The sequence below is a fragment of the Thermogemmatispora tikiterensis genome (genome assembly GCF_003268475.1).
Lineage (GTDB): Bacteria > Chloroflexota > Ktedonobacteria > Ktedonobacterales > Ktedonobacteraceae > Thermogemmatispora > Thermogemmatispora tikiterensis.
In genome coordinates, this window is sequence record NZ_MCIF01000002.1 from 5594464 (window position 1) to 5618254 (window position 23791).

Annotated in this window: 14 protein-coding genes; 8 read left to right on the forward strand and 6 right to left on the reverse strand. The window is 61.8% G+C overall.

The genetic code is table 11. The features are described from left to right. Window positions 1–767 precede the first annotated feature (767 nt). Together A4R35_RS22325 and A4R35_RS22330 are read left to right on the forward strand one after the other, a co-directional pair. The gene (locus A4R35_RS22325; protein ID WP_112433403.1) at window positions 768–2342 is read left to right on the forward strand and encodes a serine/threonine protein kinase; all 1575 of its coding nucleotides are present in this window, start codon (window positions 768–770) and stop codon (window positions 2340–2342) included. A gap of 195 nt (window positions 2343–2537) precedes the next feature. Beyond that, a complete protein-coding gene (locus A4R35_RS22330; protein ID WP_112434387.1) occupies window positions 2538–4850 on the forward strand; it encodes a Tex family protein in 2313 nt (770 codons plus the stop codon). A gap of 313 nt (window positions 4851–5163) precedes the next feature. On the opposite strand, the gene A4R35_RS22335 is transcribed toward A4R35_RS22330, so the two are convergent. Both A4R35_RS22335 and A4R35_RS22340 read right to left on the reverse strand, forming a co-directional pair. Then, a complete protein-coding gene (locus A4R35_RS22335) occupies window positions 5164–7707 on the reverse strand; it encodes an AAA family ATPase (protein ID WP_112433405.1) in 2544 nt (847 codons plus the stop codon). A 349-nt stretch (window positions 7708–8056) separates the two neighbouring features. Beyond that, window positions 8057–9037, reverse strand: coding sequence for a quinone oxidoreductase family protein (locus tag A4R35_RS22340; protein ID WP_112433407.1), 981 nt, complete (start codon window positions 9035–9037; stop codon window positions 8057–8059). A gap of 774 nt (window positions 9038–9811) precedes the next feature. Between A4R35_RS22340 and ftsH the strand changes: the two genes are divergently transcribed. Beyond that, window positions 9812–12160, forward strand: coding sequence for an ATP-dependent zinc metalloprotease FtsH (gene ftsH, locus A4R35_RS25120; protein ID WP_189362193.1), 2349 nt, complete (start codon window positions 9812–9814; stop codon window positions 12158–12160). Window positions 12161–12296: 136 nt separating this feature from the next. On the opposite strand, the gene A4R35_RS22350 is transcribed toward ftsH, so the two are convergent. Next, on the reverse strand, window positions 12297–14618 hold the full coding sequence (locus A4R35_RS22350; RefSeq protein WP_112433409.1) for an MGH1-like glycoside hydrolase domain-containing protein: 2322 nt from the start codon (window positions 14616–14618) through the stop codon (window positions 12297–12299). A 266-nt stretch (window positions 14619–14884) separates the two neighbouring features. Between A4R35_RS22350 and A4R35_RS22355 the strand changes: the two genes are divergently transcribed. Next, window positions 14885–15457, forward strand: coding sequence for a YceI family protein (locus A4R35_RS22355; protein WP_112433411.1), 573 nt, complete (start codon window positions 14885–14887; stop codon window positions 15455–15457). 208 nt (window positions 15458–15665) lie between these two features. On the opposite strand, the gene A4R35_RS22360 is transcribed toward A4R35_RS22355, so the two are convergent. Both A4R35_RS22360 and A4R35_RS22365 read right to left on the reverse strand, forming a co-directional pair. Further along, window positions 15666–16385 (reverse strand): CAP domain-containing protein, encoded by a 720-nt coding sequence (locus tag A4R35_RS22360; protein ID WP_112433413.1) that lies wholly within the window; start codon window positions 16383–16385, stop codon window positions 15666–15668. 162 nt (window positions 16386–16547) lie between these two features. Further along, window positions 16548–17477 carry a PP2C family protein-serine/threonine phosphatase gene (locus tag A4R35_RS22365; RefSeq protein WP_189362195.1) on the reverse strand — a complete coding sequence of 310 codons (930 nt, stop codon included), beginning with the start codon at window positions 17475–17477 and terminating at the stop codon, window positions 16548–16550. Window positions 17478–17563: 86 nt separating this feature from the next. On the opposite strand from A4R35_RS22365, the gene A4R35_RS25060 reads away from it, so the two are divergent. Then, window positions 17564–17698: a hypothetical protein gene (locus A4R35_RS25060; protein ID WP_262982350.1), complete on the forward strand. Its 135-nt coding sequence runs from the start codon at window positions 17564–17566 to the stop codon at window positions 17696–17698. 223 nt (window positions 17699–17921) lie between these two features. Here the strand turns inward: A4R35_RS25060 and A4R35_RS22370 are convergent, their stop codons facing one another. Further along, window positions 17922–18683 carry a type 1 glutamine amidotransferase gene (locus A4R35_RS22370; RefSeq protein ID WP_112433417.1) on the reverse strand — a complete coding sequence of 254 codons (762 nt, stop codon included), beginning with the start codon at window positions 18681–18683 and terminating at the stop codon, window positions 17922–17924. 343 nt (window positions 18684–19026) lie between these two features. Between A4R35_RS22370 and A4R35_RS22375 the strand changes: the two genes are divergently transcribed. The 3 genes from A4R35_RS22375 to A4R35_RS22385 all read left to right on the forward strand — a co-directional run bounded on the left by A4R35_RS22375 (window position 19027) and on the right by A4R35_RS22385 (window position 23626). After that, window positions 19027–19866 carry an SGNH/GDSL hydrolase family protein gene (locus tag A4R35_RS22375; RefSeq protein ID WP_112433419.1) on the forward strand — a complete coding sequence of 280 codons (840 nt, stop codon included), beginning with the start codon at window positions 19027–19029 and terminating at the stop codon, window positions 19864–19866. Window positions 19867–20401: 535 nt separating this feature from the next. Further along, window positions 20402–21190: a response regulator transcription factor gene (locus A4R35_RS22380; protein ID WP_112433421.1), complete on the forward strand. Its 789-nt coding sequence runs from the start codon at window positions 20402–20404 to the stop codon at window positions 21188–21190. A gap of 36 nt (window positions 21191–21226) precedes the next feature. Further along, window positions 21227–23626, forward strand: coding sequence for a sensor histidine kinase (locus tag A4R35_RS22385; RefSeq protein WP_112433423.1), 2400 nt, complete (start codon window positions 21227–21229; stop codon window positions 23624–23626). The last annotated feature ends 165 nt before the right edge of the window (window positions 23627–23791 follow it).

A 23791-nucleotide genomic window follows, 5' to 3' on the forward strand; every position in this document is an offset into this window, starting at 1 on the left:
TGTCTCCCCACCCGGGGCAGGGAGCGATATAATCCTCTCTTGTGGTCGGCCTGCTGGATCGCCGCAAGAGTGACAGACAGTCCCTTCCTCCAGGAAAGGAAGTAAACGTGCCGCAACTCTATCTACTCTGTTCTTATTGTACGAACCCTCACCGCATCTGGTGAACCATCTGCCTGCTCCGCCTTCTTTCCCAGGCTACCACCTTGTCCACTCGCTCCTGGAGCCACGCGCTGGCTCTCTTGCCCCCTCAGCCCGGCCCCGGAGCAGGCTCCCTTTCTTGCCAGATCGGTTGAGCATGGCCTCATTGTACCATACTGGCACACGATTGCAAGCCGGACCCTTGCTTGCGACCTCTGTCTATTTATAACATCGCTCCGTGGAGCGTTATTCTCTCCAGTATAGCACGAGGGCCACGCAGATGAAATGCCCTTGAGAAGATAAATGAACAGGGGAGAACTTTGACCGCTGTTCTGTGGAGGGGGAGGAAGGCCCGAGGAGGCTAGAGGAACCGCGCCGCCCCGGCATCCCTTCCTGCTTATCTTGACGGGTAGGTGGCCCTTGCTCTGCGGCTGCTGGTGTACAATAAAATGGGGAATCTGAAGTTACTGGCCAGCCGGTGCGGCTCGTTCCGGACTGCTACCGGCGCTGGGTGGGGCAGCACACAGCAGCACACAACGGAACGGAAAAGAACGGGAAGCTGGCCCGCTGCCTGAGCTGATCCTGTCAAACATCTGCTGCCAAGTGTTGCCCGGGAGAAGGACTACGAGATGACTTTTCCCCTGCCTTTGAAATCTGGGACGGTCGTCGGAGGCCACTATATTATCGACGGTCTAATCAACCGCGGCGGCTTCGGCTCGGTCTACCGCGGCATTGATACCAGCGAGGGCGATCGTCCTTGTGCTATCAAGGAGACCTACGATGTCACCCCGGCAGCGCGACGCCAGGCGCTGATGGAGGCGGGCATTCTTTTTACGATCAAGAGCAAACATCTCCCGCAGGTCTACGATGCCTTCGAGGAGGGTGGCCGCTTCTACCTGGTGATGCAGCTGATCGAGGGCCAGAACCTGCTCCAGCTGATGCAGGCGCGCGGGACCCCGTGCTCTGAGCAAGAGGTGCTGGCCTGGTTTCTGCCTATTATGCAAGTACTGCAGGAGCTGCACAGTCGCACACCGGCGGTGGTCCATCGTGATATCAAGCCAGCTAATATTATTCTGACGCTCCAGGGCTATGCGGTTCTGGTCGATTTCGGCGTAACCAAGCTCTATGATCCTGCCAGTGCCAGCCAGACCATGATCAAAGCGGTGACGGAGGGTTTCAGTCCGCTAGAGCAGTATACGGGTACGACAACGCCCCAGTCGGATATCTATGCCCTGGCGGCGACGATGTATTATCTGTTGACGGCAACGAAGCCTCCTTCGGCTATCAGCCGCAGTTTGCGAGAAACGCTGCAGCCACCGCGCCTGCTTAATCCGCAGATCTCGCCTCGTGTTGAGCAGGCGTTGTTGAAGGGCCTGGCTCTCAATCCAGAGGGGCGTTTTCATTCTATGCGCGAGTTTGCCGAAGCTCTTCAAGGAAGAAACGTCTTTCTGGGCCATGCTGACCCAACGGTGCGCGTGATCGGTGGGCCGCTGGCCGGATCTGGGCTGGGAGCGCGAGCGGGAGCAGGCCCAGCAGTGGTGGTCAAGGGAGCACCCGTACCACGCTCCTCGTCTTATCCGCTCTCGCCGGCTCCTCCAGCTGGGCCGGGGCGGCAGTCGGTGCCTGTGCCTGCTGGCCAGGGGAGACAGGCGGTCATGGTGGCCCCGCAGCCGCTGCGCCCATTGCCCAGTCCATTAGGGCAGGGCTGCCTCTGGGGACTGTTGCAGGGCCTTGGTTCGGCGCTTCTGGTGCTACTGCTGCGTACGCAAGAGGCCCTCTTCTTGTCACTGGTTCTGGGCTGGTCGTGCTATCTACTGGCTGGCTTTATGAGCACTCGTCGCGGCGGCAGTTCACTGCGTGGGGCCCGGGCCGGCTTCTGGGCGGGAATCTGCAGTACGGTGATGTTCTGGCTCGTCTTCAGCTGTGGGCTGCTGGTCATCGTTACTCAGCGTCTCCAGGGAGAGCTGCAACACGCTAATCAGACGGGGCTTCCTCTTCAGATTGGGCGCGAGCTGACGCGCATTATCCACCAGGTCGCGCCCTGGCTCTTCTCGCTCCCTTCGGCGGGGAACAGCTCTAATGTTCCTGCCCCTCTTCTCTATCTTGGTGGCGGTCTGCTGCTGGCGATGACGCTTGGCTGGCTGGGTGGTCTGCTCGGGAGACGCGCTTTCCTCAGTCGTCGCTGGGCAAGCGGGAGTGTGTAGTGCCTGCCAGGCCACGCATCGGCAGCCTCCAGGGGACTGGACAAAGGGCCTGGAGAGGCTGGCCTGGCGCTGTGGCTATGGTATCATAGGCGCGGGTTGCTCCTGCCTGAACTGGCCAACCCATCCTGATTAGACCAACACGAGCACAGACAGAAGGTGGCACGTATTCTGGTGAATGTGAATGATGCAACAAGCATGACACAGAGCGCAGACGAGGAGATTCTCCCCGTTTCCGAATTAGCGCGCCTGCTGAGCGGCGAGCTGCAGCTGTCCAGTGAGCAGATTGCGCGCACCCTCACCTTGCTGGATGAAGGCAACACCATCCCCTTTATTGCCCGCTATCGCAAAGAGGTAACGGGCAGCCTCGATGAGGTTCAGATTCAGGCCATTGCCGACCGCGCCGCGGCCCTACGCGCCCTTTTTGAGCGCAAGGCTGATGTGCGCCGTTTGATCGCCGCCCAGGGTAAGCTCACGCCGGAGCTGGAAGCGGCCATCATGGCGGCTCGCACCCTGCAGGAGGTAGAGGACCTCTATCTTCCCTACCGGCCCAAGCGCAAAACCCGTGCCAGTGTGGCGCGCGAGAAGGGGCTGCTCCCGCTAGCGGAGCTGATTCTACAGCAACCCGAGCTACCAGGTGATCCGGCCACGGTGCTGGAGGAGCAGGCGCGTCCCTTGCTTGATCCCGAGAAGGGCGTCGAGACGGCCCTGGAGGCCTATGCGGGAGCGCGCGATATTGTCGCTGAGATCGTCGCCGAAGATGCCAGTGTGCGCGGTGCTGTGCGCGCCCTCTTCTTCCAGCAGGCCACGGTCAGCGCCCGACCCGTCGATCCCGAAGCCCTGGCTGAGAAAGATCCCAAAGGCACCTACCGTATCTACTATGACTTTCACGAGAGCGTCGAACGTATGGTCCCGCATCGCGTTCTTGCTCTCAACCGCGCCGAGCGCGAGGAGGTGCTGCGCGTCAGCGTGACGCTCGACTACGAGCAGGCGCGGCCTGCTATCACGGCTCACTACCCCATCAAGGAGACCTCGCCTTTTGCCGCTCAGCTTGCCCAGGCCATCGAAGACGGCTACAAGCGTCTACTGGCCCCGGCGATGGAGCGCGAGGTGCGTGTTGAGCTGACGCGCAAAGCTGAAGAGCATGCCATCGGGATCTTCGCAGCCAACCTGCGCCATCTGCTGCTACAGCCGCCGCTGCGCGGTTACAAGGTGCTGGGTATCGACCCTGGCTATCGCACCGGTTGCAAGCTGGCCGTGGTCGACGAGACCGGCAAATACCTGACCTCGGATACCATCTACCTTCATCAGGAGGAGAAAGCCAGGCAGACGCTGCGCCGCCTGATTGGCGAGTACGATCTGAAGGTCATCGCCATAGGCAATGGCACAGCCTCGCGCGAGACCGAGCAGCTGGTGGCGGGATTGATTCGCGAGCTGGAGGCAGAGACAGGTCGCCGCGGCGAGATCGGCTATGTGATCGTCAATGAGGCTGGCGCCTCGGTCTATTCAGCCTCCGAGATTGCCCGCCAGGAATTCCCAACGCTGGACGCCACGCAACGTGGTACCATTTCGATCGCCCGCCGCCTCCAGGACCCTCTGGCGGAGCTGGTCAAGATCGATCCACGCGCGCTGGGTGTTGGTCTCTATCAACACGATGTTGACCAAAAGGCCCTGGCCGAGATGCTGGAGCGAGTGGTTGTCTCCTGCGTCAACTTTGCGGGCGTCGAGCTGAATTCGGCATCGGCTGCTCTGCTCAGGCATGTTGCTGGCATTAACAGCCGTGTCGCCACTGCGATTGTCAAATATCGCGAGGAGCACGGCCCGTTCCGCTCGCGTGAGGAGTTGCTGAAGGTTCCTGGCCTGGGACCGGCTACCTTTACCCAGGCCGCCGGTTTCCTGAAGATCGCTAATGGGGTCGAAATGCTCGACAATACCTTTATCCATCCCGAGAGCTATGCGGCGGCCCGCGCTTTGCTGGCGATGCTCCCCGACGGCGCGGAGGGGGCACTCAAGCCGGCGGAGCGCGTTGCCCAATTCCGACGCCTGGTCAAGCTGCAAAGCACGCTGGGCCGCGGTCGGCGTCGACAGAGTCAGGATGGCGTCGCCATCGATGGCGAGCAAGCCGCCTGGGCCGACATTGCGCGCAAGATCGGCGTAGGGCTGCCGACGCTGCTTGATATCTTGGAGAATCTAGAGAAACCGGGCCTTGATCCGCGTGATGAGCTCCCTCCTCCTATTCTGCGCCATGATGTCCTGAAGCTGGAGGACCTCAAGCCTGGCATGGTGCTCCAGGGGACAGTGCGCAATGTAGTTGACTTCGGCGCCTTTGTCGATATCGGGGTCAAGCGCGATGGGCTGGTCCATATTTCGGAGCTGGCCGACCACTATGTGCGCGATCCCCTGGCCGTGGTGGCTGTCGGGCAGGTGGTCCAGGTGCGTGTCCTGGCCGTCGACCTCCAGCGCGAGCAGATCCAGCTCAGCATGCGCGGCCTGCGCACGACTGCGCGCTAGCTGACCCTCTGGCGAGCCACCGCCGCTGCTCAGCAACGGCAGCTAGCCTGGCTATGGGAGAGTGCTCTTCCGCGCTATGGCCCAGCTTCATCGTGGGGCCTGTGAAGCGGGCGGAGCTGACCGGCGGGGTGGTGAAATTACGCGCTCTTTCCGCGTTCGCGAGCGGCATTTCTGCTGCAGGCTGCACCTGCATAGCCTATAGTAGAACCTGGAGTCGGCTGCTGAGGAGCGCAACCCTTCGCAGGCACCAGCGAGGGCCATGCTCCTTAGCAGCCGACTGCGTTTTTGGTCTCTGTCCAGGTCTCGTCTGACTTTAGTCGCCCTGTTGGAGCGGGCGCGTTGGCCTGGTAGCCAGCCGTGGTTCGTCGCCGGTGAGGCGTTGGAGAAGAGTCAGGCCCTTCTGATGAAGGAAGCTGGCTCCGAGGCGATCAGCCTCGCGAATGGCGCGCAGGGCATAGAGATGGGCCAGCTCCCAGGCTCCCTGCCGCCAGGCAAAGTCAGCCTCATCGAGGACCAGCGCCGGAACGAAGTAAGGATCAAGATAGTCGCTGGCCAGAGCGATCAGCTGCTCAAGCGTGGCTCGCGCCCCAACCTGATCGTCGCGCGTATGGCAGAGCAACAGCTGAATCTCCAGGCGCAGCGCCTGGTCGTAGGGGAGGGTAAGCTGCCGCTCCTGGGAGATCAGGAGGTGCTCGGCGTGGCGCAGAGCCTGGCTGGCCTCTTCCTGACGGCACTGGCGATAAGCGTAGCGTCCCTGCAGCTTCAGCGCTTCGATGGTGCCGCGCACATCGCCACACTCCTGGCAGATGCGGAGAAAAATATTAATATAGCGCTGCGCCAGCGCCAGATCTCCCTGGCTGCTGGCCAGCGCGGCCTGATAAAATCGGGAGCGTGCGAGATAGCTGCGGGGATGGCGGCCCTGGTTGAGTGCGGGTAGTGGCTGCCCCGGCTGCAGCGCTTGCTGGGCCGCCTGGAGGCTCTCCTCGAAGCGCTGATGGGCCTGCTGAAAATGGCCGTGGTAGAAGTAGAGCGCCCCAAGACGTTGGAGAAAGCAGGCGAGGAAGAACGGGGCTCCTGAGCGCTGGCTCACCTCAAGGCCACGCAGCAAGAGTGGCTCACTCTCGCTCAGAGGCAGATGAGCTAACAGTCCGAGCAGGGACTGCAGAAGCTGGAGAAAAAATGCGTCTTGACCGCTCTGGTAAGCCTGAGCAAGGGTCAGCAATAGCTCCGCCTGGCGGCTCTTCAGGGCCGGAATGTCGTGTTGCTGCTCGGTGGCGAAGGCCAGCAGGGCGGCCTGCCGACGTTGCCATTCTTCCTGGACGTAGGCGCGCAGCAGCGGATGAACCTGGTAGCGTCGTTCTTGGGCGCTGCCATCGCCGTCTGCCGCGCCATCCATCTCTGGATGGAGATCGAGCAGGGAGCTGCGTACCAGGCGCGCCAGGTGGGCGGCGGTGCTGGCCAGCGTGCGTTGTGGGGAACTGGAAGACTCGGCAATGAATGCCTGACCAGACTGAGGACCAGCAGGGCCTATGCCAGTGCAACGCTGTTGCCAGTCAGCCGCCTCAGCCAGGCTAAAGGGCCTGGCCGTCAGGGGAGCGAGCTGCAACAGTAGCTCTCTCGTCTCCGGGGGAAGCGTGCTCAGCGCCTCGGCGAGCAGGCGGCGTAACTCGCCCTCACTATCCAGCAAGGCATCGAGTGGATGGAGCGAAAGGCGCTCCGCCAGCAGCTCGCAGGAGATACCGGCATCGACCGCCGTGGCGGCCAGCTCGATGGCTCGCGGGAGGCCGCCGACGGCGCTGCAGATACGCTCTGCTGCCTGCCGCTCTCTGGCGCTCAAGGTGGGGGCGCTCCGACCCAGGAGGGTCAGGAAGAGCGCGAGAGCGTCCGCAGGAGCCAGCGGCTCTAGATGGTAGTGATGGGTAGGCAGAGCGGTAGCAGACGGCACGATGCGACTGATCACCAGCATACTGCTGCCGGTAAGATACTCGCAGCTCTCACTCAGGCGCTCTCCCTGGTAGCTGCCGCAGGTCAGCAGGACCTCGGCGGCCTGGCGCAATGGAAAAGGCGATTCCAGATCGTCCAGCAACAGCAAAGTGCGTTGCCCGGCGAGCCGTGTGCGCACCTGGTCGAGCAAGGTGGTCATCTCGGCCTCGGAACAGCTGGTCTGGCCCGACACCAGCATCGAGGAGAGCATAAGTGTCCCCTTGGTCTGCTCAGACTGATGCTGGCCCACACTGAGGAGAGCAAGCAAGCGCTGAAGCAGGGCGCAAAGACCAGGCAATCCCTGACAGCCTCGCGCGCTGAGGGCCACGATGCCATCGGGGAAACAGCGCCGGTAACGGTTGCCATCGGTGGCCAATAAATGGACCAGCTCGGCGGCGAGGGCACTTTTCCCAACGCCGGGCATGCCACTGATGATATAGATGCCTGGCCCCTCTTCGCGCAGGGCATGGAGAAGGTGCTGAAGCTCGCGATTGCGACCGATCAGGTGGGTGGGACGGGGAGGGAGCAAAACAGGGCTTGGTGAAGAAGGTCCTCCCAGTTGCTCGGTGAGGGTGGCGAGCAGCTCTGTTTCCTGGGGACTGAGATCGTGCAGGCCGGCGGCCCGCTGATAGAGCTGCACATCGCGCGGCGTGCGGCAGAGCAGGGCGGCCAGAGCGAGAACGCGCTGTCGGGTTTTCCCGCGGAAAGGGTAGTGGAGATGGCCGGCTTCCAGCCGCGCCAGGAAGTCTTCAGAGATACCGAGGGCGCGCAGCGCCGGGTCCTTGCGGATTGTCTCGATCAGAGCCCGCTGGCTGTGCCAGCCGTAGATGCGCCGTCGTTTGCTGAACCATTGGCCGAACTGGAAGGCGTCCATCCTCTAGACCTCTGTTCCTGCTTCCAAGTGATGAAGTGGATAGCAAGCCTGGTTAGGGCCTCCAGCTGCCACCGTTGCCTGGATAGGGAGGGAGCCTGTCTCCTTGCCGGTTAATCTAGTCTGGCCGAGTCCCACTGGCGGCAGCCGGGGCCGGGTTGCTTGCTGGGCGAGAGCCAGTGCTCAGCGCGAGCTGCTCAGGCTACCATTAGTAGAAACGGCTGGCAGGCTCCAGTGTTGCAAAGACTGGCCCGAGCGGCCCTGGTGGCAAACGGGAAAGAAGGTCTCCAAAGCCAGGGCCGCAGCTCTTCAAGTAGAAAGCGTTCCTCCGTAGAGAGGATTCGCTGAAGGGTTACAGGGGTTCTACTATCAGGACAACTTTCCCAGTGGTGCGGCGCTCCGCAATGGCCCGATGAGCGTTAGCCGCCTCTACGAGAGGGAATGTCTGCCCGACAAAGATGGTCAACTGGCCGGCGGCCAGATAACGAGCCAGCTCCTGCATGGCGAAAGCAACCTGCTGCGGACGACTGAGCCAGGCGCTGAGCCAGTAGCCGATGATGGCCTGGTTTTTGTACATCAGCTGGATGCCGCTAAACTGAACGATCTGTCCGCTGGCGGCTCCATAGACGACCATCCGGCCAAAGGGGGCCAGACAGCGCAGGCTCTGCTCGGCAATTGATCCGCCGACCATCTCAAGCAGCACATCGGCCCCTCGCCCGCTGGTGGCCTGCTTGACCTGCTCCGTCCAGTCCTCCTGGCTGTAGTTAATGGCCCAATCGGCTCCCAGTCGCCGGATATACTCCAGTTTAGCCTCGCTGCTTGCCGTGCCAATGACCTGGCCGGCTCCCAACAGGCGGGCAAGCTGCACAGCGAAGCTTCCCACGCCTCCAGCGGCGGCATGCACCAGCACACTTTCACCCGCTTGCAGACGGGCTGAATCGTGCAGGAGCTGATAGGCGGTCACCCCCTGGACTGGCAGGGCGGCGGCCCGCACGAAGTCGAGGGTTTCCGGGATAGGGAAGACCGTCTCGGCCCTGGCAGTGGCGTATTCGGCATAGCCGCCAGTGGCAAAGGCGGCCACGCGTGTACCCGGGGTGAGGGTGTTGACACCCTCACCCAGCGCTACAATCGTTCCGGCTACCTCGAAGCCGAGCGTCGTTGGTGTACGTGTGCGCGTCAGATAGGTGCCCTGGCGCTGGGCCAGGTCGGCATAATTCACCCCGGCAGCCGCCACCTTGATCAACACTTCACCCTGCCGCGGCTGCGGCGTCTCAATCTCTTCCAGGCGCATGACCTCCGGTCCGCCAGTTTCGTAGATGCGGATCGCTTTCATGGTCCAGCTATCTCCTTCTCTGTGCTGATCGATCGAATGCCTGTCTGTCATCGCCAGACAGGGTGCCTGCTCTCTTGTGCGTCTGCGCTCCTGGTCGCTCTGGCCGCTTTGGCTGGCTGGCCCGACCGACAGGATAAGCAGATCAATCCGGCTCGCACAAGGGAACGGCGCTTCTGATTCTATCCTATGCAAGGAGACGCCGCGCCAGGAGGCGAACAAAGCACAGTAGGGTAGCCTGGAGTGGCTGGAACTATGCTCCTCGCTGGACCGCAGGGAGGGAGCAGCCTGGGCCAGAAAAGAATCTTGTCTGCTCGTTTATTCAACTGACCTGGCTACCACATCCTGATGGGGAATGCGGGAACCTTCCTTGATGAAGGTTGCTCATCTCCTTGGCTCAGACATTGGCGCTTCCAGAGGGAATGGCGCTACGAAGAGATCTCCTGGTACGTAATAGCAAGGTGAGAAACGATTTGCTATAATATTCACTAAGAAGAAAGTACTAAAGATCCACCACCTCTCTGAGGAAGGCGGGGAGAAGCAGTACAATCTTCACGTGTCCGACATAGGGCGAGTGCACTCATACGGTCTTCATCTCCTGGACGGTTTGGCCTCTTCCCTGCGTTATGCTCATGGCAGGAAGAAAAAGGCATAACATAGCGATTGAAACATTGACAGACATGCAATGAACTATGAAGGACACGGAAGGCTGCGAGCATCTTCGGCAAAAGATCCTCGTGTGATTGCTTGCGGGCCTTTCTCAGGTGAGGTGAAGGAATGGAAGAAAAGGGTGGTCGCCATGCCCGCTGGTGGCAACGGGCATGGCGGCGCAATGGTGTGAGGAGTAGGAGAAGCAATCGGCTGAAATGGCTGTCATGGATACAGGCGCGGCGCAGCGGGCTGTTGACGGGCGCCCTTTTGCTGGCTTTAGTCCTGCTGCTCTTTGGTTTATTCAGCCAGCTCCAGCCGCCGCTGACCGGCACGGCGCCGAGCGGCGTGACAGCGCTGAGCTATAGCGCTTTTGTGGATCAGGTGAAGGCGGGCAAGGTCCTGGCGGTGGTGTTACAGGATCGCTCGATGTATGGTCTGCTGACCTCTTCTTCGACGCCTGCCGGGCAGCCACCTTCCTCGCAGGCGTCGACCACTGAGATCAGGGCCTGGAGTCGCTCGATTAGCGCTAATGCTAATTATTCGGGCTGGGCCAGTGCACAGTCGCAGGTGCAGACCTTCGATCCAGCCCGGCAGATCTATACGCGCCTGCCTGCTGAGGGAGATCCACAGCTAATGCCTCTTTTGAGTGAAAAGCATGTGTTTGTGACGATATTGCCCCCGGCCTCTAATCCTTTGTGGCTGCAGTTGCTCTGGCGCCTGCTTCCCGTCGTGGTCATTGGCCTGATTGTCACTCTGATGGCCTTCTCGCTGCGCAATCCACGTCCGCTGCGTGCCCTGGATGAGCGCATCGCGCGTATGAGTCGGAGCCGGGCTCGTCGCTTTGAGAAGCAGTCGGGTGCGACGGAACGCAAGGCGGAGGGGTCAGCCCGGAGTAACAATGGTGGCTCGCTGGCCGAGGTCAGCGGTGGGGGGAGCAATGGTCTGGCGGGGCGCATGGGGCAGGCGCGAGTGAAAACGGCTCCGCCGGTGACCTTTGCCGATGTGGCTGGCATCGATGAGGTGCGTGCCGAGCTGGAAGAGATTGTTGAGTTCCTGCGCTCACCGGAGCGTTTCAAGCGTCTGGGGGCGCGTATCCCGCGGGGCGCTTTGCTGGTAGGGCCACCGGGGACAGGCAAGACCCTACTGGCGAAGGCGGTCGCGGGCGAGGCTGGTGTTCCTTTCTTCAGCATCAGCGCCTCGGAATTTGTGGAGATGTTCGTCGGTGTCGGCGCCAGTCGCGTGCGCGATCTCTTTGCCGAGGCCCGCAAGTCGGCCCCGTGTGTCATCTTCATCGATGAGATCGATGCTGTCGGTCGCAAGCGTGGGGCGCGTGTCTTCAGCAATGAGGAGCGTGATCAGACCCTCAATCAGCTACTGGTCGAGCTGGACGGTTTTAACGAGCGCGAAGCGGTAATTGTACTGGCGGCTACCAATCGTGTCGATATCCTGGATCGGGCCTTGCTGCGTCCGGGGCGCTTCGACCGTACAATCACCGTTTCTCTGCCCGATCGGGCGGGCCGGCAGGCCATTCTGGCGGTCCACACTCGCCAGACTCCGCTGCATGAAGATGTCGATCTGGAGCGCCTGGCGCGCCTGACGACGGGCATGAGTGGGGCTGATCTGGCTAACCTGGTCAACGAGGCGGCGCTGATCGCAGCGCGTCGCGACCTGGAGACGGTGACGCAGGCCTGTTTTGAAGAAGCGCTGGCGCGGGTACAGCTCGGCGTTCTGCGACCGCTGGTGATGAGCGAGCAGGAACGGCGCGTAATCGCCTACCACGAAGGAGGCCATGCCCTGGTGGCCTACCATCTGCCAGAGGCGGACCGCGTGAATTGGGTGACGATTCTGCCGCGGGGTCAGAGTCTAGGCGTGACTCAGTTTGTCTCTGAGGAGGATCGCTATAACTATAGCCGTGAACGGCTGATGGCACGCATTGCCGTTGGCCTGGGTGGACGGGTTGCTGAGGAGCTGATCTTTGGTCCCGAACGGGTGACGACGGGGGCTGAGAACGATCTGCAGGTGGTGACGGATCTGGCGCGCCGCATGGTGACTCGTTGGGGGATGAGCGAGCAGGTCGGGGTGATTTTCGCCGATTACGGCGCCGAGGAGGCCAGCCCCGTCCTGTCAGCGGCCTCCTCGCGGGCAACAGGGGCGGCGCTGGCGCTGGAGGCTTCTCCGCTGGGACCGGCTTCGGCAAGCGCTCGCTTATTGCCGACCCAGGCGGCAACGGCGACCCTGGCGCGTATGCAAGCCTCAGCAACTGGCCTGGGTCGCAGCTTCGGCGCGATCAGTACCTCACTGGCCGCTCTCATCGATGCCGAGGTGCAGCGGATTCTGAGCGAGGGCCGCGAGCTGGCTCGCTCGATCTTGAGCACGCATTGTGATCAGCTGCATCGGCTGGCTGCAGCGCTACTGGAGCGAGAACACCTCAATCGCGCTGAGTTTGAGGCCCTCCTGCAGGAGGCAGAGGCCTAGTTGCGGCGCCCCTTCTCTCTCGTACTGACAGGCCCAGGACTGGCTGGCTGGTCAGCGACGAGGCAAGAGAGGGGCTGCGCCGTTCGGCAGCTCGCACAGGATCTCGCTCGGCAAGCGACAAGGCAAGGCAAGGGAGTCAGGAAGAGCTGAGCTGGATGAGGCGTCCCTCTCCCCAGCGTCCTTCCCACTCCCAGTGCGCAGTAGGACCGTTGCGCTCGCTCGCTGCCAGGTGAAAGTGGTACTGATCGCCAGCCTCTACTGTGCAGGTGGCCTGCAGCGCGAAGGCGCCCCACTGGATCGGACCTGCGTGGTAGCGGCTGCCGGGTCGCCGCAGGGCGCGGGGCAGCATGGGGCGCACCGTGAGCTTGCCGGCCTCTTCTTCGCGCAGGCCGAGCAGGTAGCGTAGTAAGAGATGAAGACCCAAGGCACCCCAGCCGTAGCCTTCAATACCAGCGGTGACGTATTCCGGTACGGCACCGTGCCAGCGCGCCTGGCGATATTCGCGGGTCACCCCGGGTAAACCTTCTTCGGCGGTGAAGGAGCGCCGGTCGAGATGGCGGTAGCCATCGCTGATGAACTGGGCGGCAAGTTCGGCGGCCACCTCGGGCAAGCCGGCAGCGTCGGCGGCTCCGATGACGGTCAAGGCCACTGGGGGCCAGCAGAGTGGGGCCCAGCCTCCACTATGAGTCGGAGGGTGGCGCAGCGCTTCCTGCAGCTGCTCGCTGTGACCCCAGCCAGCCACTCCACAAAAGAGAGGGGCCAGGTGCATGGCATCCCGTTCGCTCGACCATTGCTGGCGCTGAGAATCGTAGTCTCGAAACCAACCACGCTGCCACATGCGCCGCGTCTTGACGGTGAATTCGTCGGCGATACCTTGCCACCAGGTGGCCTCAGCCAGCCAGTCCTCGCGGCTGAGAACCAGGCCGACGGGGGGGCGGCCCGACTCTTCCTCTACCCCCTCCTCTTGGGCCAGAATGGTCGCCCAGCGTGCCACAATCGCCGCTCCCTGAGCCATGCTGGCCTGCAGATCCACCGGGCGCACATGCTGGATAAGCGTCCCTCCGGTTTGCTGCGGTCCAAAGCGGCTTGATACATCCTGGCCGCTCTCCCATGAGCAGGCATAGACCAGCCAGCCCTCGCCATCGCGGCGGTGCTCCAGCCACCAGCGCAGATAGGCGGCGGCAGCTGGATAGAGGCGCCGGAGCCAGGCGCGGTTACCGCTGCGCTGGAAGAGCAGATCGCAGCAATAGAGGGGATAACCCCACTCTGGGGCAGTGCCACAGATCTGCCCATCGTCGGCCACCATATTGTAGCTGCCATCCTCGCGCATACAGGGGAGATTGGGGTGAGGGGCCTCCGTAAAATGGGTCAAGAGCACCTCCTCAGCCAACTCGGGGGCGGCATAGCTAAGAAAGAGTGCATCTAGAGCTGCCTCCGCCAGTACCAGGCGCGGCGCCTGAAGCTGCATGCCGTCCCACGGCCCCTTCAGCAGACCGCAGGGAGGGCGAATCACCATGCGCAGGGTCTCCTGATCGTAGACGAAGCCTCGGCGCCAGGTCGCGGGCCAGTCGCCCGAAAGCTGGGGCGCTCGCTCCCAGAAGGCCTCGTCCTCTTGCTCACGCTGGTGCAAGGCTGTCTGAAAGCCTGCCTGGGCCTCGCGCCAGCGGCGATAGCTCTGGTCAAGCGAGACTCCACGCGCCAGCAAGAGGAGCAGACGGCGCTCCTCGCCATCCTCCGTCAGTTCCACAGTGCAAGGCAGCGTCAGCGTGCGCACCTGCCAGCCGGTCTCGGGGTCCGCCTGCGTCACCGTCGGTGAGGCCACGGCGGCCCCGCGTAGTCGAGCAGCCAGCTCGGCCTGCGAGACGGTATAGATCACCTCCCCTGGCTGCGGTGCGGGACCACCATCGACAGCCACCCAGCCGTGAATGAAGACGTCGCCCTCACTGGCGATGCCAAGCATGGCCAGGTTGCCCGCAGGTAGAGCACGTCCATAGAGACCATGCTCCCACAGGCGGCTCGTGAAGGGATTGTGGATGCGCTCGTGCTGAATATAGCAGGTCACGCGCAGCCCGGACTCGCGCGTAGACGTCAGCGAGAGCAGACAGCCCAGCACGTGCTCCTCGACCAGAAAGTACACGGCGCGCACCAGCAGATTGTGTGAGGGAACAATACAATTGTAGGCGAAACGATTCCTGGTATGGAGAGGGCTGTTGAGAGCGCAGCCCCAGCGCTGGAAATCTTCCGGCGTAATCAGCAGGAGACCATCGTCGAGGCGTAGCCCGATATTCAGGTGGGCAGTGTATTGAAACTGGTTGCGCACATAGCTGCCCAGGTTAGGGACATGCCAGCCCATGCCAAGCGGGGGACGACTGCGGAGTACACCGCTCGGATTCAGCTTCCAGCTATGGAAGGGGTTGTCTAGATAACCATGCGGCGTAAAATCATCGCGGGGAACCATCGGCGCCCGGCCCTTTCCTTCTCATGCTCGCCGGCTGAAGACTCAGCCTGTTCTATCTGTCCTGCTCCCCAATGATAGCCTGCCAACAGCTGCCCCGCAAGCCCTGGCCAATGCCCTCTTTTCTCTTGCCAGCTCCTACCACCCACCACGGCAGCACGCCTTGACAAATACCGCCCTCCATTCTATACTTTCTTTTGTTACTATATTAATATTAGTAACTATTGTTCAGTTGTTGGCTATTCTTATTTTAGAAGGGGAGGCCAACCATGTCCTGGCGCTTCGACCCGGCGCACAGCAGCATTGAATTCAGTGCCAAGCACATGATGATCACCACCGTGCGGGGGCGCTTCAAGCAATGGTCGGGAACCATCGAGTTCGACGAGGCCCATCCTGAAGCAACGCGGGTCGCCGTCGAAATTGATGCTGCCAGCCTTGATAGTGACCAGCCGCAACGCGACGCCCATCTCAAATCTGCCGATTTCCTCGATATTGAACATTACCCCACCATCACCTTTAGCAGCACGCGCGCTGAACCGCTCAGTGCCACCACGGGCAAGCTCTACGGGGACCTCACCATTCGTGGAGTCACCCGGCCTGTTGTCCTCGATGTCTCCCTGGAAGGCCGCTCGCGTGACTGGCAAGGCAAGAGGCGCCTGGGCTTCACTGCCACCACCTCGCTCAACCGCAAAGACTGGGGACTGAACTGGAATGTGGCTCTCGAAGCTGGTGGCTGGTTGGTCAGCGAACGCATCGACGTCCATATAGAGGCCCAACTGATCGAAGAAGAGAGCGCGGCCAGTCAGGAAAGCCAGACTCAGGCTGCTGGCACACAGGGATAGAGGCGTGCGCCTCAAAGAGCGGACAGCAAAGCGTGCCCTCAAGTGCGCAATGGCCAGCAACTGGCAAGAGGCCGCTTCTCAGTCTGCTTCTCCTCAGTCATCGGGGGCAGAAGTGAAAAGGAGACAGACCCAGACCGCGGTCCCGGCGCGGTTCGGTCAGTCCTACGCAACGCTGGCTGCCAGCCCTGCAGAGCTGGCCCGGGCCGGCCTAGCTGATAAAATCCTCCGTGAACCAGACCCAACCTGAAGGATCGACATAGACCCCGATGCCCACGCGGTGCAGCGTTGTACTGAAGAGATGGATATGGTGCCAGCCTGTAGCCGGCTCATTGGCCATGCTTTCCTGGACCTGATAGACATTGGTCCAGGCGGGACTGGAGGGGCCGGCCAGACCAATATTCTCGCCGCAATCGCTGAAGCTGAAGCCCTCATTGGCGATGCGCGTGCACTGGGGCAGGCCGTCGGGGCAGGTATGGCTAAAGCCGCAATGGTACATATTCCAGCTATGCAGGCGAGCACCGGCGGCTAAGGTAGCGTTCCAGACATAGGGATAGAGGCCCTGAGCTGCTCGATCGCTGTTGATCTGCTCAAAGAGCTTCTGGGTCAGGTATTGCTCCAGGGCTGTCAGCGGGGGCGGAGGGCCATAAGGGGCGGCGGCATTCGCCGCAGGGGTCGCCTGTGCGCCGCTCGTCGCCTTGGCCTGGGGGGAAGGCGTGGGAGTGGTATGCTGACTGGGGATCAGCACCGTAGGAGTAGGCGTTGCCAGCCGCTCCAGGTTGGTTAAGGCCCCGCTGCCGAGGGGGGCGTGGGCCGCATCGCGTCCGGGCTGCGAGCGACCGCTGCCGCTCCCTCCGCTTGCGCAGGCGGGCAGCAACAACAGCAGCACAAAGAGGCTGATCACCGTGAAAGCCAGCCGATCTCTTCTCATGCTGAGCAGCAGCTCTCTACCTTACTGGAAAGCCTTTAAGCAGGAAACAGTGTAACATACCGTCACGGACCATAGACATATCGACAACTGTGTCTGGTACTTTTGGGGGAAGGCTATGCGTGCACAGCGAGAGGAGAGGTGGCTGTCCTTTCAGGAGAAGATTTAGAAGCGGCAGGTCACAACGACGGCGGTGATATCATCGGGCTTGGCGCGAATCGTCATATGGCGCTCCTCGCGCGAGCGCTGTAGCGAGCGTTCAACCAGGAGGCGGGCCACCGAAGAGCGCGGGCCAGCTTTCAGCAAAGCCGCGATCTCCTCATCGGTCAAATTATCGTGGATGCCGTCGGTGCAAAAGAGCACGCGGTCGCCGGGGGCGATCGTTGTCTGGTCCACATGAATCGTCGGGGCCAAGGGGCCACCGAGAGCCTGGGTAATGCCGCCGCGCCAGCGGAAGTAGTTCAGCTCCAGGTCCGAGAGGTCCTCGAAACGCATGGCCTGATCGATGCGCAGGGCATCGCTATCCTTGAGCACCTTATTTTCCACCAGCTTTCCCAGCAGGCCATCGTCGGTGGTCAGACGGCGCAGCGGCTCGCCGGGTCGGAGCAAATAGATGCGGCTATCGCCGACGTGGGCATAGAGGAGCAAGGCCCCGGGGGCGTTAGAGAGAGGGCAGAAGACGCCGAGCGCGACCGTGGTGGCCAGATCGTCGGTCCCGGCGAGCTGCGCGCCTTCTGTGCGGATCAGCTCGTCGGCCTCCTCCAGCACCTCGCGCAAGTAGCGGCCAAGTTCCTGATGGTGGTCTCCCTGCTGATCCAGCAAGAGACCGCTGGGATAGTGCTGCTGCAGGCGGCGCATTACTGTTTTCCAGCCCTGGTGTGTGCAGCGAGCGGCGATGCGAGCGGCAATTTCTCCGGCGGCGCTGCCGCCGACGCCATCGAAGACAGCGGCCAGGCCGGTTGAGGCATCAGAGATAAAACTGTCCTCGTTATGTTCGGGGTGCCTCTCACAGGGGATGCTACAAGCAGAGAAAACAAAGCGAGACGACTCAGAGGCGACGCTGGCCTGACGCCGGCGGCCTCTTGCATGCGGCATCGTAATCAATGACTCCTTCAGCTCCACTCCACGGCTTGGTCTCGACATAGCGATATAGATCAGGACAAGACGAGTCTGGTGCAGATATGGTAGCGCGTTTGGCCGGGCGCTTGCGTCGCCGCCTGGCACATACTCTGGACCTGGAGCACCGTGCCGATGGCCGGAGACCGATCCCTCGCAGTGGGCGAGGAAAGCGTCAGACCTCGCCAGGCGAGGGATAGCGAGGGAAATTGTCCCTTGATCGCGCTTACGCTAATTATAGTATGCCATCCCTGTCTGGTCAACTGCTTACGCAAATACGAGACAGAAGCGTGGTGAGGACACGGCCACCAGCGCATGCCAGGCGACAACTCCCCAACCTGCTGACAGGCATGCCGGCAGGAGAGCAATGAGCAAACCCGGCTTGCACGCTCGCTACCAGTCCAGCCAGGTTCACGGCTGGGATCACCCCGCCAGGAGTCCGGCCAGGCGCAGGAAGTTTTCGAAAACCAGACGGGCGTGCTGGCGATAGAGTGGATAGAAGCGAGCCCGTTCCTCTTCCAGGCGCCCGATAGCGTCAGGTCCCAGGAGCGAGATAATCTCCTCGCGGTAGTCGGGAGTATAGAGCCACATGTCCAGCATCGCGGGCGTCAGCTCGATGTGATATTGCAGCCCATAGGCACAGCGCCCATAGCGGAAAGCCTGATGAGGTGTGCTTGGGCTGGTGGCCAGCAAAACGGCGCCGGCGGGCAACCCGAAGACATCCTCATGCCAGTGAATTACCTGCTGATAGCCTGGCAACCCCTCAAAGAGCGGGTCGCGCTGCCCGGCCTCGGTCAATTGTACCTGGTAGAAACCCAGTTCCACAAAATCGTGTCGTTTGACATCCGCTCCCAGAACATTTGCGAGCAATTGTCCTCCCAGACAAATACCGAGGTACGGAATGTCCTGCTCGACTGCCTGGCGAATCAGGGCCTGCTCCTGGCGGAGGTAGGGATAGCGCTCCTCCTCGCCCACGTGCTGGGGGCCGCCCAACACCAGCAAAGCGCCGTAGTTGTCCAGGTGATCCGGCAGGGGTCTCTGCCCGGCTTGCACAGTATCGCAGGCGATGCCGTACTCCGTGAGGATCTCACCAAGGTAGCCGGGGGGATCATCCGCGATCTGTTGAATAGCTAAAATGCGCCGCGGGCGGCGCCGCTGCTGGTCTGACTGTGCTGTCTGCTCCATACCCGCTTGACCTGCCTCATTACCTCAAGCTCTCCCGATCGACCGGGGAAGAAAAACAGAGCGACCGTCTGCCTGGCTCCGACCCAGGTGGGCCTCGCCGTAACCAGTCGGTTGCTTCTCTGAAGACTATAGCTGAGAAGGAGGCCCGGGGTCAAGGCTTGGCCGGGCCGCCCGTGCCTCACCCCCCGGCTGTCGCCGTCGCTGCCTGCGAGGGGGCAAACGGTTGTTTTGCTATGTAATGTCTTGTATTATTTTGTTTCAGAATGTATACTATGTAACAGGGGTGTGTGCTTTTCCTCACTGCTTGCTGCAACGTTAGCCCTGACACCAAAGGGGGTCATGTATGGGTAAACGCATACCTTCCTGCTGTCGCCTGGTGCTACCCTTCGTCCTGACTTTGCTACTCCTCCTCCTTGTTCTTGCCCCTGATGTGCGTGTAGCTCATGCCCAGGGCTTGAAGCTGGTCGGTCCAAAGAAGTACTACCTTGTCCTGGGAAACTCCCTCGCTTTTGGCTTCCAGCCCGACCTTGACTTCACGCACGGCTACAGCGACTACTTTTTCCAGGACCTGAAGGCTCACGGCACTACCAACATGGTCAACCTGGCCTGTCCGGGCGAGACCAGCGTAACCTTCCTCAACGGCAAGTGTCCCTACCCCTTCCTGCGCAAGTATCCCTACCTTGGTTCGCAGCTGAATGCCGCGCTCAATTTCCTGCGTGCCCATCCGGGCCAGGTCAGTCCTGTGACGCTTGATATCGGGGCTAATGATGTCCTCCCCTATCTCAACTCCCAGACCTGTGCCATCGATACTACTGGCAGCGCCAGCGCCCTGCAGACGCTGGACTACAATCTGCGCCAGGTGATTCTGCCCCAGTTGCGGGCGGCCCTTACTGTGAACGGGCAGGTGACGGGCGATCTGCTCGTGATGAACTATTACGATCCCTACCAGAACATCTGTCCCAATACGGTGCCCTATAGCCAGCAGATCAATGAACATCTGGCGAGCGATGTTCAGGGATTTGGGGTGCTCGTCGATGTTTTTTCTGCCTTTGGAGGGGCTGCCGTTCCCAATAACAACATTTGCAGCTATACCTGGATGTGTAGCGTGTTCCACGATATCCATGCAACGGACAAGGGCTACCAGGTGATTGCCCAGGCCTTTGAGCAGACCGCTGGCTACTAGAGCTGGCGGGGCGCTCGCTGGTCAGTCGAGTGAAAATGAGCCAGGCGGTGAGGCAATGCGGCCTCAACTCTGTTCTCCTATCTCCGTTGGCTTCTCCGCTGTTGATCTGCTGAGGAGAAGCCTGGCGGGATCGCGGTAGAGTTTACGCTCTCCGCGCCTCGCTGGCGAGTGGGTCGGCAGCCTGTTGACGTTCCCTGCGAGGAAAGGCACCCCCGGCTGTCGGCCCCCCGTTTTCTCCTCCGTTGGCGCTCGCCTCTTTCCCTCTTCTCTGGTGCCTCCCTGGATTGATGCACTCTCGGGCCGGGCGAGGTCTGACCTGGTTGGTCTAAACCCTGGCCCATCCTCTTGGGCTGGCAGCGATGTATAATAAAGGCGCGCACTGTTCCCTGGCGTCGCACAGGGACGTTCTAGTCTGCAGGAAGGCTGTCAAGACGCTGCCCTTACCTGGCGCCTGAGCTGATCTGCAAGGTGTTCTTGCTCTGGCGCTCCCAACGGATCGGATCGGATCAAAAGGAGGGCTGTTCCCGTTCCGGCTATGGATGCTCCGATGAAGTTGCTGCTGGTCGATGATCACGGCCCCTTGCGCAAGGCCCTGCGTGAGGGCCTGGAGGCGACGGGTGCTGTCCAGGTGGTTGGCGAGGCAGCCACGGGACGTGAGGCCGTGGCGCGCGCCTTCGAGCTGGATATGGATGTGATCCTCATGGACGTCCAGCTGCGTGATCCTACCCTGGGACGCAAGGCCATGAGTGGGGTGGCTGCGGCGGTCGCTATTCGCCGCGAGCGTCCCCGGATGCCGGTGGTCTTCTATTCGATTCAGGATGACGACGAGTATTATCGCGAGTTCCGAGCTTCTGGCATTCTGACGCACTACGCTTATGTCCGCAAAAGTAACTATCTGTTGCCAGGTATGCTGATACCGTTATTGCGTGATGCTATCAGTGGCCGCAGCTTTGTTGACCCCGAGATTGAGGATCGCGTGCAGGAGGTGCGCAGTCTGGATGAGCAGTCCCCGCGTGCCTTGCTGGAGCCGAACGAATTGCGAGTGGCCGAGCTGCTGGCTCAGGGCATGACCAATGAGCAAATTGCTGTTCGCCTGAATCTGCACGATAAGCGCGCGGTGAGCCGCACGAATGGTCGCATTTATGCCGCCTGGGGCTTGAGCGAATCGGCGGTCGATGAGAAGGTGGCGCGCGCGCGGGCGACGCTGATCTATACGCTCAATCGCATGATTGTCTGGGATGAGCAGGGGGTGGCCTACGTGCAGAATCGCAAGGGCGAGTGGGTGCCCTTCTATACCAGTGAGGGAGAGGAAGCCTCTTCTTAGCCGGGCTGGCCGGCCTGTCTGCCTGTATTGAGGGAAATGATGGCTCTTGAGACACTGCTTGCTCCGGTCACCTTGTTGCGCACGCTGACGCTGGCGGTCTCGATCTTTAACCTGGTGACCTTTCTCTGGCTGGCGAGTACGGTCTGGCTGAACGGCGACCACCGGGCGCGCATCACGCTCTGGGGGGTGGTGGGTCTGGCGCTGAGTGCCCTCTTTTTCTTTGTGCATGCGCTGCTGATTACGTTGCCGCTGGATCAGCCGGCTCTGCGTCCTCTGCTCAACATTCTCTGGCAGGCGGCCTGGTTTCCAGCGCTCTGGGTCCCCTACATCTGGTTCGCCATCGGCCTGCACTATGCCTCGCTGATCAACGCCGGCTGGCGACGGCGCATTCCCTGGCTGCTGGCTCTGGGGGCCGTGCTCGGTACGGCGTTGCTTTTGTTGCTGTTGCTCAATCGCCGGACCTTCACCTTTGTTGAGACGTTGCAGCTGCTGGCCTATAGCACGCCACCGCCCAGCGCAGGCCGCGCCTGGATTTCTCCCCTCTTCCTGTTGCCGCTGCTTTTCCTGGTCTATGTGGCCTTCTGTGCCATTGGTCCCTGGTTTACTTCCAGTCGCATTCAGCAGGTGGTGGTGGCCGGCTGGCGGGCTTTGGGGATGAGCCTGCGGGCAAGGAACAGAGGAGGAAGCCGGCCTGCGTTGCGGCGGGTGCTGTTGGAAGCCTTCTGGGATGATCCCACGGAGGTAGAATTGCTAGAGGAGCCACAGCTCTCCTGGCACCTGGCGCGCCCGGCCTTGCTGCTGGCTGCCCTCCTGATGGTGGCCCTGACCATTGGCCTGGGCCTGGCCGGGCTGTGGTCGATGCTGCGCTGGCTGGGACGTGGGGCGCCGCTGCTGGCCCTGCCACCTTTAGACAGCATTCCCTCGGGCTTGCTCTTGCTTGATCTGATTGCCAACCTGGTAGTAGCCTTGATTATTCTGGTCATCGGCTACTCGATTGTCCGTCATGGCATCCTGATTGAGCGCCCGCTGGCGCGGCGGGGCTTCTTTGAGCAGTGGCGTGGCATCGTCATTGTGGCGACGGCGGTGGCGCTCTTCATCGCCCTCCTGGTCTCGCTGACACATAGTAGTCTGGGCGGGCTACTCTGCATTACCTGCCTGGCGACGGTGGCCTATGCCCTCTTTACCTGGAGCAGCTATCGGGCCCATGATCGCTACATTGCCTTGCTGGGCCGCTTTTTGAGTAGTACCAGTCTGCGCCACTGGCTGAATACGAGCGCGGAGAAGAGCGAGCGCGAGCTGGAGGATCTCTTTTTCTCCCTCTGCCAGAGTGTGCTGGCGGTGCGCTGTGCTCGCCTGGTGATTCTGGCCGGCCCGATGCGACGCACCTTTAGCTATCGCTGGCCGGCTGACGCCCGCTTCAATGGGACAGAGCTACCGCGCCGCGGCGAAGGGATGGTCTCCGGTGAGACGGATGCTCTGGTGAGATTGGTGCCGCGGCGCCCGCCTGGAGGACGCGGCGCCGGGACGCCGCTGGCCTATCGCTTGCGCCTGCGCCTGGCGAGCGGTGAGCCGCTGGTCTGCTGGGTGATGCCTCTCTACGATGAGCGCGGACTGGTGGCAACCCTCTTTCTGGGGCCGCGTGAGGATGGTGGGACCTTCACGAAGGAGGATATGAATCTGGCCCAGGCCTGTGGGCAGCGCATTCTCGATACCATCGGCGATCATGAGGCAATGCAGGCCGTCGCCGCTTTGCTACGCCGCCGCATCGTCGATGTCAAGTTGCTGGGCGCTCAGCAACGGCGGATTTTGCACGATGAGATTCTGCCCCAGATGCATCTGGCGCTGCTGCACCTGGAGACGCTGCGTACGGTAACGCGCCAGGAGGGCCAGGAAGCGGCTCGCATGGCGCTTGAGGAGGCGGTCGAGCTGGTGAGCACCGCTCATCGTCAGTTAGCGGCCCTGATGCGCGCGACGACGCCCGGAGCGCCCTATCGCCTGGAGCGCGAGGGGCTGGTGCAGGCCATTCGGACGATGCTGGAGCAGGATTTTCGTGATGCCTTCGATGAGATCTGCTGGCAGGTGGATGACGAGACTGCCGCCCATATCGATGAGGTAACCCCACCGGCAATTGCTGAGCTGATCTTTGCCGCTGTGCAGGAGGCATTGCGTAATGCGGCTCGCCATGCCCGCGGCAGCGATGTCCATCGCCGTCTGCGCCTGACGCTGCAGGCGCGCTGTGACCCCGATCTGGAGGTGGTGGTGGCCGACGATGGCGTGGGAATCGCAGCTGCCGACGCAGCTACGAGTGGTACCGGCGGCGGCCTGCTGACCCACAGTGCCCTCCTGGCTATTGCCGGCGGCAGCCTGACGATTAAGAGCGCCCCAGATGAGGGCGTGACGGTGCGCATCTATCTGCCGGCTGAGGCCCTGCTCTGAGGGCCTTCACTTAACGATGGCGCGCCCTGGCCTCCCCTGGAGGCCGTTCTTGCCCGCGAACCCGCTGCTGCTCTCCTTTTTATGGCTGTGCTTATGTTCACCGACATTGTTCTTATTCGCCCAGGCTTTCCTCTTCTACCTTCCTCTAAATCTTCAGGCCAGGCG